General features: G+C 66.1%; 13 protein-coding genes. 4 read left to right on the plus strand and 9 right to left on the minus strand.

Going from position 1 to position 13,109, the window contains the following annotated elements; translation table 11 throughout:
- Positions 1-59: 59 nt before the first annotated feature.
- Entirely contained in the window at positions 60-302 is a 243-nt protein-coding gene (locus tag QRN52_RS10835; RefSeq protein WP_284752730.1) for a hypothetical protein, read from the plus strand.
- Between the two features lie 104 nt (positions 303-406).
- Here the strand turns inward: QRN52_RS10835 and QRN52_RS10840 are convergent, their stop codons facing one another.
- The 4 genes from QRN52_RS10840 to QRN52_RS10855 form a co-directional block, all read right to left on the minus strand.
- Entirely contained in the window at positions 407-1,009 is a 603-nt protein-coding gene (locus tag QRN52_RS10840) for a DUF305 domain-containing protein (protein ID WP_284752731.1), read from the minus strand.
- 135 nt (positions 1,010-1,144) lie between these two features.
- Positions 1,145-1,603 (minus strand): hypothetical protein, encoded by a 459-nt coding sequence (locus QRN52_RS10845; RefSeq protein ID WP_284752732.1) that lies wholly within the window; start codon positions 1,601-1,603, stop codon positions 1,145-1,147.
- Between the two features lie 78 nt (positions 1,604-1,681).
- Positions 1,682-2,509, minus strand: coding sequence for a slipin family protein (locus QRN52_RS10850; protein WP_284752733.1), 828 nt, complete (start codon positions 2,507-2,509; stop codon positions 1,682-1,684).
- 207 nt (positions 2,510-2,716) lie between these two features.
- Positions 2,717-2,902: a hypothetical protein gene (locus QRN52_RS10855; RefSeq protein WP_284752734.1), complete on the minus strand. Its 186-nt coding sequence runs from the start codon at positions 2,900-2,902 to the stop codon at positions 2,717-2,719.
- Between the two features lie 98 nt (positions 2,903-3,000).
- Here QRN52_RS10855 and hrpB point away from each other — a divergent pair, with 98 nt between their 5' ends.
- From hrpB to QRN52_RS10870, 3 genes are all read left to right on the plus strand, one after another.
- The gene (gene hrpB, locus QRN52_RS10860; RefSeq protein WP_284752735.1) at positions 3,001-5,718 is read left to right on the plus strand and encodes an ATP-dependent helicase HrpB; all 2,718 of its coding nucleotides are present in this window, start codon (positions 3,001-3,003) and stop codon (positions 5,716-5,718) included.
- Between the two features lie 69 nt (positions 5,719-5,787).
- On the plus strand, positions 5,788-6,540 hold the full coding sequence (locus QRN52_RS10865; RefSeq protein ID WP_284752817.1) for a M50 family metallopeptidase: 753 nt from the start codon (positions 5,788-5,790) through the stop codon (positions 6,538-6,540).
- Between the two features lie 113 nt (positions 6,541-6,653).
- Positions 6,654-8,831 carry an elongation factor G-like protein EF-G2 gene (locus QRN52_RS10870; RefSeq protein WP_284752736.1) on the plus strand — a complete coding sequence of 726 codons (2,178 nt, stop codon included), beginning with the start codon at positions 6,654-6,656 and terminating at the stop codon, positions 8,829-8,831.
- Between the two features lie 3 nt (positions 8,832-8,834).
- Here the strand turns inward: QRN52_RS10870 and QRN52_RS10875 are convergent, their stop codons facing one another.
- The 5 genes from QRN52_RS10875 to QRN52_RS10895 all read right to left on the minus strand — a co-directional run bounded on the left by QRN52_RS10875 (position 8,835) and on the right by QRN52_RS10895 (position 13,081).
- Positions 8,835-9,500, minus strand: a complete 666-nt coding sequence (locus QRN52_RS10875) for an alpha/beta hydrolase family protein (protein ID WP_284752737.1) — start codon at positions 9,498-9,500, stop codon at positions 8,835-8,837.
- A gap of 2 nt (positions 9,501-9,502) precedes the next feature.
- Positions 9,503-10,123, minus strand: a complete 621-nt coding sequence (locus QRN52_RS10880; protein WP_059389303.1) for an L-threonylcarbamoyladenylate synthase — start codon at positions 10,121-10,123, stop codon at positions 9,503-9,505.
- A gap of 27 nt (positions 10,124-10,150) precedes the next feature.
- Positions 10,151-10,951 (minus strand): ABC transporter permease, encoded by an 801-nt coding sequence (locus tag QRN52_RS10885; protein WP_284752738.1) that lies wholly within the window; start codon positions 10,949-10,951, stop codon positions 10,151-10,153.
- Between the two features lie 61 nt (positions 10,952-11,012).
- A complete protein-coding gene (locus QRN52_RS10890) occupies positions 11,013-11,999 on the minus strand; it encodes an ABC transporter ATP-binding protein (protein WP_284752739.1) in 987 nt (328 codons plus the stop codon).
- Positions 11,996-13,081, minus strand: coding sequence for a LolA family protein (locus QRN52_RS10895; protein WP_284752740.1), 1,086 nt, complete (start codon positions 13,079-13,081; stop codon positions 11,996-11,998). Before QRN52_RS10895 ends, QRN52_RS10890 begins: the two co-directional genes overlap by 4 nt.
- Between the last annotated feature and the right edge of the window lie 28 nt (positions 13,082-13,109).

The following is a 13,109-nucleotide window of genomic DNA, read 5'->3' on the forward strand; positions in this document are numbered from 1 at the left end:
GCGCAAACCTTTCCCATGGACCGAACAGGACGGTGTTTTAGATGTGCGATATTCCGGGTTTGATCAGTCGCCTTGAGGCCGAAGACCTCGCTCGATTGCGCGAGGCAGGCAAAGAAAAGCCCTTGGAACCGGGGATGGTCGCCGCCATAGACGCCGCGGCCGGCGGGCCAGGAGAAGGCCGCGGGTACTACGTGGTCAGTGGTTCCCTGTATCCGGTCGAAGCAAGGGACTACCACCTCAGGGAAGACGTAGCGGAGGCCGTGCTCGCAGCGGAAGGAACCTCTGTAGGCGTCACTGCATAGGCCCGGGGATGCCGGCATCCAGGCCGCAATAACCCAAGCCGCTGGCACCGGCCCACACTGGAAAACCAGGTGGGCCGGTGCTTTGGGGTATAGGGTGCTTTCGGCTACAGGGTGCCCAGCAGCTCCTGCATTTCCTTGATCTCGGCCTCCTGGGCCGTCACGATATCCTTGCCGAGTTTGAGGGCATCGGCGTTCTCGCCCTCGGCGCCTTCCTTCTGTGCCATGGCCACGGCCCCTTGGTGGTGGGCGATCATGTGGGTCAGGAACAGCCTGGCTGCTTCTCGGCCTTGGGCGGCCTCGAGTTTCTTCAAGTCCTCGTTGTCCACCATTCCGTCCATGGCGTGTTCGCCCGACATCCCGGCGGGCTCGTTCCACTCCTTGAGCCAGCCCTCCATCTTCTCGATCTCGGGGGCTTGGGCTGCCTTGATCCTGCCGGCGAGCGCAGTCACTTGTGCAGGGACGCCCTTCTTGGCGAGCACAACATCGCTCATCTGAACGGCCTGGGCATGGTGGGGGATCATCATCCGGGCAAACCCTGCGTCCGCCGCGTTGTGGCCTCCGGCTGTGCCCGCGGCCGGACCGGATGGGGAGGCGCTTCCGTGGTTCATTCCCGGCATGCTGCTGTCACCGCCGGTTCCGGCCGAGCAGCCAGCAACTGCGATCGCTGTAGCCACAGTAAAGGTGGTCATGGTCAGGTTTTTTCTCATGGTTTTGGGGTCCTTCAATCAATCGGCCTGCAGACTTGCGGCTGCGTGGGACGCGCACAGCAAGCCCACCTCGTGGGTGGCGCGTCATGGTGGAGTCTTGTGCGGCGGGCCGGCGGCTCGATGCGGCTGTGGATTTTACGTGCGACTGATGCAGAGATCACCCGGGGAAGGACTACCCGGGCGGTGCGAATATCCGGAGACCAGGACGCCGCCCCCGGCGGTGCCCGCATTGGCATATGGGGGGACGCCGGGTAAAGGAGCTGTCAGCGTGTTGTGGCCCGGAGCAGGCACGCAGACGGCGTGCAAGGCCGACATTCCGGTGCAGGTGCCTGGGCAGGTGCAGGGCGCGGCGGGTGACGAAGTCGCGTGCTGAACTGCGGCTTCGTCCAGCAGCGACGCACGTTCAGCGTGCGTGTGGGCGCCATGCGACTGGCTCACGACGGCGGACTGGCTCACGACGGGGGTGGCGTGCATGCTGTGGCCACCCGCCATGACATGCATCCCGACGATTCCGGCGATGATCGCCAGCAGTCCTGCCAACAGTCCTATGCGGAGAAGGAAGGCGGTGGCGCGGCCCCGTAGGGGGTCGGTCATGGTCTTCCTCCTTCCGCAGCTTGTGCGCTCTGTACCCAGGCTTTACGACGGTTCAACGAGTATAGGCGCAGTTCCGTTTCACCCCGCCATGGTCCGTCCCGTCATGGTCCTTGGCGGTTGCGCGGCTTTCGCGGCGGCGGCTTCGCGGGCAAGGAATGCTCCGAGCTCGCCGATGGTGCTCATCAAGGGCGCGGGGAAGACGACGGTGGTGTTCTTGTCCACGCCGATCTCCACCATGGACTGCAGGTTGCGCAACTGCAGCGCCAAAGGGTGGGCCATCATGGTGTCAGAGGCCATACCAAGTGCTGCGGCGGCGAGGGACTCGCCTTCGGCGGCGATGATCTTGGCGCGCTTCTCGCGCTCGGCCTCGGCCTGGCGGGCCATGGCGCGCTTCATGCTGTCCGGCAGTTGGATGTCCTTGAGTTCCACGAGGGTCACTTCGACGCCCCATTCCAAGGTCAGTCCATCCAGGATCTGGCGGATGTTGGCATTGATGACATCCGTTTCCGCGAGCGTTTCGTCAAGCGTGTGCTGGCCCACCACCTTGCGCAGCGTGGTTTGCGCGATCTGGTCTATTGCGGCGTAGACGTTTTCGATGGCGAGGACGGATTTGATGGCGTCCACCACCCGAAAATACGCGACGGCGGAAATGTCCAGGCTGACGTTGTCCCGCGTGATGATGCCCTGGGACTGGATAGGCATGGTGACGATCCGCAGGGAGACTTTCCTCAACCGGTCGACGAACGGGATGATGAGGACAAGCCCCGGGGTCCGGAGGCCCTGGACCCTCCCAAGCCTCAACAGGACACCGCGCTCATACTGCGTGACAATGTGGACGGCCATCGCAAACCAGATGACCAGCAGGACAATCAAGACAATCAGCCAGGTGATGGCGTCCGCTGTCATGGCCGCCCACCGGCTTCATCGCTTAGTGCTGATGCGTTCATGGCGGAGATCCTTCGGTGGCAGTGGAGGGAAAAGGGAGCCCACTTTCCGCAGCGAGGCAGGCGAACCCGCTTACGTTGTATCTCCAGTAAATACCTTGGATTCGCGGAGTTGTAGGGCCACACATGAAAGGAACGCCCCCTGGGACGTTCCTTTCAATTTCGTGGCTTAGACCCTTTCGCGGGTCCGGTCGATAACCGGCTCCGGATCGTTCGTGAACTCACGATGGCGGCGTGGGAAGGCCCAGAACATGAAGTCCTTCGCGTCCACCTTGGGCTCAGGGGGTTCCTCGGGTTCCTGTGAAGCATCTTTCCTGGTGTCCCGCCGGAAATCCTTGTTGTAGCCGTAGCACATCACAGACCTCCTTCTAGCAACTGCCTTTTAATCGTCCTCCCGATTCGGCAAGCAGTCCACCTTTCAGGGTCGGATCCGCATATATGGACAATGGAGGAGTGAAATCCCCACTCGGTCCGCGGAACGCCGCGCTCGCATACCGCCCTTTCGACCTGGACCGGATTGGCGCGGGTCTGGTCTTCGGAGAATCGCTGGGGGAACTCGCCGAAGCCCTCAGGGCGGGAGGATCGGCAGGAGCCGCCGTCGTGCAAGCGCCTCCGGGGACCGGCAAGACGACGCTCGTCCCGCCCTTGCTTGCCAATATGACGTTCGCCAACATCGCGGCCGGCGCCGTCACGGGGACAGAGCGCCCCCGGGTGATCGTGACCCAACCACGACGGGTCGCCGCGCGCTCTGCCGCACGGCGCCTCGCGGCCCTGGACGGTAGCCGGCTCGGCGATCGCGTCGGGTACACGGTCCGCGGAGAAAGCCAGGCGGGCCCCGGGACCATCATCGAGTTTGTCACTCCCGGAATCCTCCTGCGCCGCCTGCTCGCCGATCCGGGACTTGAGACTGCCGGCGCTGTGATCCTGGACGAGGTTCACGAACGCGGCCTGGAGACAGACCTATTGCTCGGGATGCTTATTGAAGTCCGTGAGCTGCGGGACGACCTCACTCTCGTCGCGATGTCGGCAACCCTGGACGCGCCACGGTTTGCCGCGCTGATTGGTCGGAGCGTCGGAGAAGGTACGGACGAAAGGTCCGACGGCGGCGGGACGGCACCCGTCGTCGACTGTCCGTCCGCCCTGTATCCCTTGAAGGTGGACTGGGCGCCCACGTCCGCTCCACGGCTGGACGGACGCGGCGTAACCCGAGCCTTCCTGGACCATGTGGCGGACACGGCCGCGGCGTCGTACATGGACACGCTCGCAACTGATCCGGATATTGACGCCCTCGTGTTCGTCCCGGGCGCGGGGGAAGTCTCCTACGTCGCTTCCCGGTTGCGCGCCCGCCTTGCTGCGAGGCTACCGGACGCCGAGGTATTGGAGCTTCACGGCCAGGCAAGCCCGGCGGAACAAGACCGGGCGGTTTCCGGCCGTGAGCCCTGCGGACCTCCCCGGATTGTCATCTCGACTGCCCTGGCCGAATCCTCCCTGACCGTTCCGGGAGTCCGGCTCGTCATCGACTCCGGACTGTCCCGTGAGCTGCGTCGTGACGCCAACCGCGGCATGTCCGGCCTCGTGACGGTCTCCTGCTCCCGCGCCTCCGCCGAACAGCGCGCCGGACGCGCGGCGCGCCAAGGGCCTGGACGGGTGGTCCGCTGCTACGAGCAAAAAGCGTACGGCGCTGCACCGGCGCACCCCACCCCGGAAATCGCGGCGGCGGACCTGACGGGAGCCGCGCTCGTCCTGGCCTGTTGGGGTTCACCGGGTGGCCGGGGACTGGCTCTTCCGGACGCACCGCCCCAAGGCGCGATGGACGACGCCATCGAGGTATTGGGAGAGCTTGGCGCGATTAGCCCAGACGGACTTGCCACGGACGTGGGAAAGACCCTGGCCAGGATTCCCGCCGATCCACGTTTGGCCCGCGCACTGCTGGATGGTGCCGCCACTGTCGGGCACCGCGCGGCTGCCGAGGCGGTCGCCCTCGTGGCAGGGGATCAGCGGGCTCCCGGAGCCGACCTGACGCGCCTCCTGGCCACACTCCGGGAAAGCAAGGACCCTGCCGCCCGGCGTTGGGCGGAGGATGTCCGCCGCATGGAGGCGATCGCGCGCCAGGAGGGACCCGGCGTCGGGCCTTCCCTGGCCGCGCCGCCAAGCCTGTCTTCACCGGCGAGTCCCGCCGAAGCCTTGGGGTTCGTCGTCGCGCTCGCGTTCCCGGACCGTGTGGCGCGCCGCGTTCAAGGCATCGGCCCTGAACGGTACCTGTTGACGTCCGGGACACGTGCCGGACTGCCGGCGGGCAGTCCGCTCGCCGGGCACGAGTGGCTTGCCGTGGCCGAAGTGTCCCGTGCGGAGGGCCGGGATGCGGCAGGCACCGGCGCAGTCATCCGTTCCGCCGCGCCCTTGGCGGCGGATGCGGCGGAAGCTGCCGCCAGCCACCTCCTGCGCGACACGATGGAGGCCGAATTCAAGCAGGGACGTGTCACCGCCAGGCGGGAACGGCGGCTGGGAGCGATCGTGCTTTCGTCGACGCCTGTACGGCCCTCCATCGACGACGGGCGCGCTGCCGTAGCCCGTGCCCTGGCGAAAGAGGGCTTGGGGACCATCGGATGGTCGACAGTAGCCGATGCCTTGCGCCGGCGACTGGCTTTGCTGCACAGGGAACTGGGCGATCCGTGGCCGGACGTCTCCGAACCGGCGTTGCTGGCCCGGCTGGACAAGTGGCTGGCGCCGGAGCTCGAAGCCCTCGCAGGAGGCGCTGCTACGAGCGGGATCGACCTGGCAGAGCCGTTGCGGCGGCTTTTACCGTGGCCGGAAGCGGCCCGTCTCGGCGAGCTGGTGCCGGAATGGCTTGAGGTGCCGAGCGGCTCCCGGGTGCGGATCGACTATCCGGACGTGGCAGACGACGGCGGGCGGCCGGTAGTGGCCGTGAAGTTGCAGGAGTGCTTCGGCTGGGCTGCAACGCCCCGTTTGGTGGGCAGACGGGTACCGGTGCTGTTCCATCTTCTTTCTCCGGCCAGGCGCCCGCTGGCCGTGACAGATGACCTGTCTTCCTTTTGGTCCGGCCCGTATGCCCAGGTCCGTGCCGAAATGCGCGGCCGCTATCCGAAGCATCCCTGGCCCGAGGACCCGTGGACAGCGCCCGCCACGGCCAGGACCAAGCGAAAGATGTGACTTCGGCTTGTCGGCAGTTCCAGCCATCTGGGTGGCATTCACAGGCTCGTTCTTTAGGATGCCACGGTGATGAACATGGAATTGCGTCCCGCTGACCTGGCCAACGACTGGTGGCAAGCCGTGCTGCGGGGATTCGCGACGCAAGAGGTCCCGAACCTTGCGACACCTGTTGTGCTGGGCATCCTCGCTGCGGCCGTCGTGCTGAGCATCCCGCGGGCCACCTGGCGCTGGTTCGGCCTGTACGTGACGTTTGTGCATGAACTGGGCCACGCTTTCGCCGCCCTCATGACGGGGCGGGTTGTCCACGGGCTCCGGATCGGGCTGGACCACTCAGGACAGCTCCTGAGCAGCGGGCGCGGCAAGTTCGGGGCGGCCTGGTCCGGTTTCTGGGGCTATCCGAGTCCGGCGGTGGTAGGCGTGGCTCTCATCTGGTCCGTGTCGGCCGGGCGCTCGGGAGCGGCCATGTCCATCGGCGCGCTTGTGTTGCTGCTCGCACTGATTTTTCTGCGGAACTTCACCGGAATCTTCGTGGCGCTCCTGAGCGCGGCGATTGCCCAGCTGCTTGTCATGTTCGCCACTGCCTCGACGGTGAGCCATGTGGTGCTGGGACTCGGCATAGCCCTCGAGGTGGGGGCCGTGCGGGATTGGTTCAAGGTGGCTTCGGTCCATACCCGCCGCCGGGACCGGCTTGCGTCGTCGGACGCCTACATCCTGGCCCGTGCCACCGGGGTGCCGTCCTTGCTGTGGCTGGTGGCTTTCGCCGTTGTCATTGCAGCGAGCGCGGCCTTTTCCGTTCGCCTGGTGTGGGTCATGCTCTCCTAAGCCTGCGGTTTCGGCACAGACGGCATGGATTGCTCTTGCCGTGCGCCGGTCCAGGGTGTGGAATCGGTTAGCAAAGGACGCGGGGGATCCGGCTTCTAACCCAGGAGGTGCTCATGTCGGTGAAAGGCCCAGGCAGTGCGACGAAGGGGTCGAACCGGACCAACCCCGATCTTCGACGCGCGGACCCCTCTTCGGCGCCGGCCGATCGGCCCGAGAATATCCGCAACGTCGTCCTGATTGGCCGCTCGGGCGCGGGAAAGACGATGCTGCTCGAATCGCTCCTTTACGCTGCCGGCGTTGTGTCCCGCATGGGTTCGATCGTGGATGGCACCACTGTGAGTGACTCGGAAGCGACGGCCATCCACCAGCAGCGGTCCATCGGGCTATCCGCGGCGCCGCTGGTCTTCGACGACGTCAAAGTGAACCTTCTCGACACCCCGGGCTACGCCGATTTCATGGGAGAGTTGCGCGCGGGGCTGCGTGCCGCGGATGCGGCGTTGTTCGTGGTGTCGGCAGTTGACGGCGTCGACGCCGGAACCACCGCCCTCTGGGGCGAATGCGAGCGCGTTCGCATGCCTCGGGCAGTCGTCATCAGCCGGCTTGACCATCCGCGGGCGAACTACGATGCTGTCCTGGCCGAATGCCGGGCCGCCTTCGGTGATTCCGTCCTTCCCCTTCACTTGCCTGTCCGCAAGCGTGACGCCGTCTCGGGAGTGCTCGGGCTGCTTTCGGGCTCGGTATCGGAGTACACCTCCGGGGAGCCCAGACCTGCTGTCCGTCCGGCGACCGCGGAGGAACTGGCCGGCGCGGAGGGTGTCCGGGGGGAACTCATCGAGGGCATCATCTCCGAGAGCGAGGACGAGACCTTGATGGACCGGTACCTCGGAGGCGAGGAGGTCCCCATCGACACGCTCGTGGAAGACTTGGAGACCGCGATCGTCCGGGGGACGTTCTTTCCCGTGCTGGCCAGCTCCTCGGTGACCGGGGTCGGCACGGCCGAACTGCTGGAAGTGCTGACCAGGGCGTTTCCGTCTCCAACCGAGGGAAGCCTCCCGACGGTAACCGACCTGGGAGGGACACCTGTCGCACCACTGACCTGCGATCCGGACGGTCCGCTCCTTGGCGAGGTCGTGCGGACTACCGTTGACCCGTTCCTGGGACGGGTGTGCTTGGTCCGGGTCTTCTCAGGGACGCTTCGCGAGGACTCCGCCGTGCATGTAGGCGGGCACGGCCTGGCCGAACGCGGCCACCCCGACCACGACAGCGACGAGCGGATCACTCATCTCTACTCGCCGCTGGGCTCCAACCTTCGGCCCGTACAGTTTGCCGTGGCCGGGGACATTTGCGCGCTGGCGAAGGTGGCGAGCGCCGAGACGGGAGACACCGTTTCCGCCCGCGAGTCTCCATTGCTCGTGGAAACCTGGGACATGCCCGAACCGCTGATGCCAGTGGCGATCGAAGCGGCCTCGCACGGAGATGAGGATGCGCTGTCCAAGAGCCTTGCGAAGGTCGCGGCAGGAGATCCTACCCTTCGGGTGGAGCGCAACTCCGAGACACACCAACTGGTCCTGTGGTGCATGGGCGAGGCCCACTCGGAGGCAGTCCTGGACCGCTTGCGGGAACAGGGGGTGAAGCTGCAGACCGTGGATGTCATCACGCCGCTCCGGGAGACATTCGCCGCACAGGCCGCCGGCCACGGGCGCTATGTCAAACAATCCGGCGGCCACGGACAGTACGCGATTTGCGATATCGAAGTGGAACCACTTGAACGCGGCGGAGGCTTCGAGTTCGTCGACAGGATCGTTGGTGGGGTCATTCCCGGGACGTACGTTGTGTCGGTCGAGAAAGGCGTCCGGGCCCAGATGGGCAAGGGGGTGCGGGCAGGTTTCCCGGTGGTCGACATCAGGGTGACCCTGGTAGGCGGCAAGACGCACAGCGTCGATTCATCGGACGCGGCTTTCCAGGCGGCCGGCGCGTTGGCATTGCGGGAGGCCGCCGCGGCGGGCAGCATTCAACTCCTTGAACCGATTTCGGCCGTGACGGTCCTTGTGGCCGACGATTACGTGGGTGCGGTCATGAGCGATCTGTCCTCCCGCCGCGGGCGCGTCACCGGGACGACGTCCGTGGGCGGCGAGAGGACCGAGATCAGCGCCGAAGTCCCGGAACAGGAACTGCTGCGATACGCGATCGTGCTGCGGGGACTGACGGCGGGAAGCGGTCGGTTCCGCCGTGAGTACTTGCGGCATGAGCCGCTGCCTCCCGGCATCGCCGTTGCCGCGGCGAAAGCCTGAGGCTCAGCCGTTCTTTCGAAGGAACGCTGACACCGGAGCCGCCAATGAGGCTCCCACCTCCCCAGCGCTCTTCTTGACCCCGACACGTGCAAAGGAATGGTCGCCGCCTTCCCACCACTCGATAATGGCGGTGGGTCCAATCCGCGCCACGACGTTTTCGAGCAGCTCGGGCGTCGCGAAGGTGTCCCGGGTGCCCTGCAGAAAGAGCATGGGCAGCGTGAGCCCGTAAAGGTGCTCGTCCCGGAGCTTCTCCGGTTTTCCCGGCGGGTGCAGGGGGTAGCCGAGGTAGACGAGTCCCGCGGCGGGCATACCTTCGGCGACCGCCATCGACGCCATGCGACCACCGAAGGACTTGCCGGCTGCCCACAGCGGTTCGCCCTCCGAACGGGACGCCGCTTCCGCCATGACGGCCCGCCATGCCGCGATCGCGGCAGGCGGCCGGTCGGGGAACCGCTTGCCGGCTTCCCGGTAAGGGAAGTTGAAGCGCAAAGTCGCGACGCCGTCGTCGTTCAACGCTTGCGCGAGTCCGCCCAGGAACGGGTGCTCCATGCCTGCCCCGGCCCCGTGGGCGAGAACAAGGGTCGCGACCGGTTTGTCCGGCCTTGCGTGGATACCGGAGATCGGTGCGCCGTCGACGTCGATCGTGACACGGGATTCGGCGATGCTCATGCTCACTCGAATCGGGAGGGATCGCCGGTGCCGCGCCTGACCACTTCGGCCGTGCCGCTCGAGAAGTCCACCACGGTTGTCGGCTCCGCGCCGGTGTCCCCGGAATCGATCACGGCTTCCACCAGATTGTCCAGGCGTTCCTTGATTTCCCAGCCTTGGGTCAAGGGCTCCTCCTCGTCGGGGAGCAGCAAGGTGCTGGAAAGGAGCGGTTCGCCCAGTTCGGCCAGCAGGGCCTGGACAAAATTATGGTCCGGAATCCGCACGCCCACGGTCTTTTTCTTGGGGTGCAGGAGCCGGCGCGGCACTTCCTTCGTTGCAGGCAAGATGAATGTGTAGCTTCCGGGGGTGACGGCCTTGATGCTTCGGAACACATCGTTGTCGATCATGACGAACTGCCCGAGCTGCGCGAAGTCCTTGCAGACCAAGGTGAAATGGTGTTTGCTGTCGAGCTGCCGGATTGAGCGGATCCGATCGAGGGCTTCCCTGTTGCCGATTTGCGCCCCGAGTGCGTAGCAGGAATCGGTGGGGTAGGCGATGAGCCCGCCGGACTGGAGGATATTCACCACCTGGGCAATTGCGCGTGGTTGTGGGTCCTGGGGGTGGACATCGAAGAATCTTGCCATGCCACGAGCTTACGGGCAGGCAGTACTTCAGGACAGGACATCCTTGCTCGTGAACTTGCCATAAGCCAACGCGCCGGCCGCCACGATGTAGGCCGCCTGCAAGAGGGCGTTGTCGCCGAAGCTCGTCCACGAGATGGGTTGGCGCAAGAGATCGGCAAACCCCAGCCAGTAGTGGCTGAACAGCCACGGGTGCAGCCACTCAAGTTGCGGCAGGTTGTCGGCCACTTGCGACACCACGGACAAGACGATGGTTGCAGCCATGGCTCCCACGGGCACGTCCGTAAAAGTGGAAATTGCCAGCCCGATGGCGGACAGCCCCAACAGCGACACCGCAATATACGCGGCAATCAGCAGGGAACGCACCACGGATTCGCCCACGCCGATCGTGTCGCCCGACAGCAGGGTGACCGGACCCACCGGGAAAAGCGCGACGCCGGCCAGCGCCCCGGCGGCGGCCACCGTGAGGGTCGCTGCGAGGCAGAACGCCGCGGCGGCCCCGTATTTGATCAACAAGAGGCGGACGCGACCGGCCGGGGCGACCAGCAAGTACCTGAGCGTGCCCAGGTTCGCTTCACCGGCAATCGTGTCGCCTGCCACCACTCCGATCGTGAGGGGAAGGAACAAGGGCACGGAGACGATCATCGCCGTCACGCCGACGAAAAGCCCGTTTTGGGTGATGCGGTCCAGGAAAGGCGGGCCGCGGCCCGGCGCCACGGGATGCGAGCTCAGCTTGACCGCCGCGGCAATGAGGACGGGAATCGCCGCGAGGGCCAGGAGCATAGCCCACGTCCGCAGCCGCCTGAACAGCACCGAAAGCTCCGAGGCCATGAGTGACCACGAGCTTGATGCCCGGGCCGCTGGCTGGCCGGGTAAAGATTCGGTTCCGCGTTCAGCCGGCAATGTCGAAACCCTCTCCGGTGAGGGAGACGAAGCGCTCCTCCAGGCTGGCGTTCTCCACGCCGAAACCCCGGACCCGCACGCCGTCGGAGACAAGGGCAGCCACAATCTCCTCGGGAGCCACCTCGTGCCCCGGCGGACCGGTGCTGACGAGGCTCTGGCCATCGGGCCCGTACGAGCCGGGCGGCGGAGCAGACAGCTCCGACTGCAGGCCCAGCCTGGAGAGGACACGGACAGCGGCCTCAATATCGGGCGTGTGGAGCCGGATCGTGGCCTTTCCCGCGGCGCGCAGTTCGTGGAGGGTTCCTTGCGCCACGAGTTTGCCGACGCTCATGACGCCCACATGGGTGCACATCTGTTCCACTTCCGCGAGGAGATGGCTGGAAACGAACACCGTGGTGCCTCCCGCCGCCAGGGAACGGACCAGGCTGCGCACCTCCCGGGTACCTTGCGGATCCAGGCCGTTGGTAGGTTCATCCAGGACAAGCAGTTCCCTCGGCCGCAGCAAGGCATGCGCAATCCCCAGGCGTTGCTTCATCCCGAGGGAATAGGCCCGGACCTTCTTGCCTGCGGCATGGGACAACCCCACCCTCTCGAGCGCTTCATCCACCCTTGCGGCCCTGGTTCGCGGGGAGGCATGAAGGTCGGCGCTGTCCAAGCGCCGAAGGTTGGCCGCCCCGGACAGGAAAGGGTAGAAGGCCGGGCCTTCCACCAGCGAGCCCACATTGGGCAGGACCGTCGCCAGCTGGCGCGGCATTTCGCCGCCAAGAACCCGGATGCGGCCGTTCGTGGCGGCCGCCAAGCCAAGCAGCAACCGGATGGTCGTGGTCTTGCCGGAGCCGTTTGGACCAAGGAAACCAAAAACTGAACCGCGAGGAACCGCCAAGTCGACACTGTCGACGGCGGCCCGGTGGCCGAAGCGCTTGCTGAGGCCTTGCGTCTCTATCGCCAGTTCAGCCGGCGGGGATGCCTCCGTCATTTCGCGGCGGCTGCGGCCTGCAACCGCTCAAGTGGCACCATCCCCGCGAAGACGCGGCCGTCGTCGAGCATCAAGACAGTTACCAGGCTGGTGGTCAGCGCACGGCCGCCCGGCACAGCTTGGGTGAGCTGGGTCAACATCGGAGCCGAACGGACATCAGCGGTCATCGTGCCCGCGGGCAGGACCATCACGGCGTCCCAGCCGGTGCCCGTGATCGTGGGCCGGCTCGCTGTTGCCTTTGCCTGCGGTGCCTGGCCTGTCTTACCGGGGAGAGTGCGCAGCTGCGGGCTTGCCTTCTCTTCCACGGCGGCACCGCGGGGCGGAGTGAAACTGAACAGGGCGGCGTCGGGCGCCGACAAGCTTAAGTCAGTGAACGCGAGCGAAAAGGCCGCTGCGGCCTGGCCCCGTGCCCGCACATCGACGCTGAGCGGCAAGCCCGAGGCGGAGTCGACGGCGATTGTCACGGAATCGACGAGCGTGCCGGTACTGCGCGGCTTGATCACCAATGGGTACGCCGTGCGCCCGGCCACCGAGGTTCCGTCGCCCACGGTCACGTCTGTGGTGGGCCCGACGGCGGCGAGGAAGTGTTGCGCGACGACGTCAGGCGTGGTCACTCCGGGAGTCGGCGTCGCGTGTGGCGCCGCTGCGCGCGCCGGCTCTGCGGGCATTGTCATGTGCGCCGCACTGTTGTCGGCCGAGTTGTAGAGCCAGAGATCGTTGCCATTGCGGACGAGGTCGCGCTCGGCGAGCATGTCCATCACCTGGAACCTGGCTTTGGCGGGGCCGTCAATGTAGACCCGGGCCGTGTGTGATCCGCTCAAAAGCTCCATGACCGAAGCGGGGCCTTGGGTTGCCGTTGGCCCGACCGAGGGGAGCTGGGGGAGTCCCAGATCGGAACTTTGTTGAACGGTCCCGGACAAGGCACGGACGTCGGCTCGGCCGATCATCGCGATGACTTCCTCGGCGGTTTTGTGCGGCAGGCTCGTCGCAGCTCCTGCCTGGTAGGAACCAGCCAGGGCCGCCGCAGCAAGGGCTGCCGGAACCAGCGCGGCCGGCAACCAACGCAACCAGGCGCGGGTCATGGCAACCTCGCGAACCATCCACCATCGG

Origin of the sequence: Arthrobacter sp. efr-133-R2A-120 (assembly GCF_030209835.1) — a bacterium.
Lineage (GTDB): Bacteria > Actinomycetota > Actinomycetes > Actinomycetales > Micrococcaceae > Arthrobacter.

Coding starts and splice junctions, on each gene's coding strand:
- QRN52_RS10840 (WP_284752731.1), bottom strand. CDS start 1,009: ATGAGAAAAAACCTGACCATGACCACCTTTACTGTGGCTACAGCGATC.
- QRN52_RS10845 (WP_284752732.1), bottom strand. CDS start 1,603: ATGACCGACCCCCTACGGGGCCGCGCCACCGCCTTCCTTCTCCGCATA.
- QRN52_RS10850 (WP_284752733.1), bottom strand. CDS start 2,509: ATGACAGCGGACGCCATCACCTGGCTGATTGTCTTGATTGTCCTGCTG.
- QRN52_RS10855 (WP_284752734.1), bottom strand. CDS start 2,902: ATGTGCTACGGCTACAACAAGGATTTCCGGCGGGACACCAGGAAAGAT.
- QRN52_RS10865 (WP_284752817.1), top strand. CDS start 5,788: ATGAACATGGAATTGCGTCCCGCTGACCTGGCCAACGACTGGTGGCAA.
- QRN52_RS10870 (WP_284752736.1), top strand. CDS start 6,654: ATGTCGGTGAAAGGCCCAGGCAGTGCGACGAAGGGGTCGAACCGGACC.
- QRN52_RS10875 (WP_284752737.1), bottom strand. CDS start 9,500: ATGAGCATCGCCGAATCCCGTGTCACGATCGACGTCGACGGCGCACCG.
- QRN52_RS10880 (WP_059389303.1), bottom strand. CDS start 10,123: ATGGCAAGATTCTTCGATGTCCACCCCCAGGACCCACAACCACGCGCA.
- QRN52_RS10885 (WP_284752738.1), bottom strand. CDS start 10,951: ATGGCCTCGGAGCTTTCGGTGCTGTTCAGGCGGCTGCGGACGTGGGCT.
- QRN52_RS10890 (WP_284752739.1), bottom strand. CDS start 11,999: ATGACGGAGGCATCCCCGCCGGCTGAACTGGCGATAGAGACGCAAGGC.
- QRN52_RS10895 (WP_284752740.1), bottom strand. CDS start 13,081: ATGACCCGCGCCTGGTTGCGTTGGTTGCCGGCCGCGCTGGTTCCGGCA.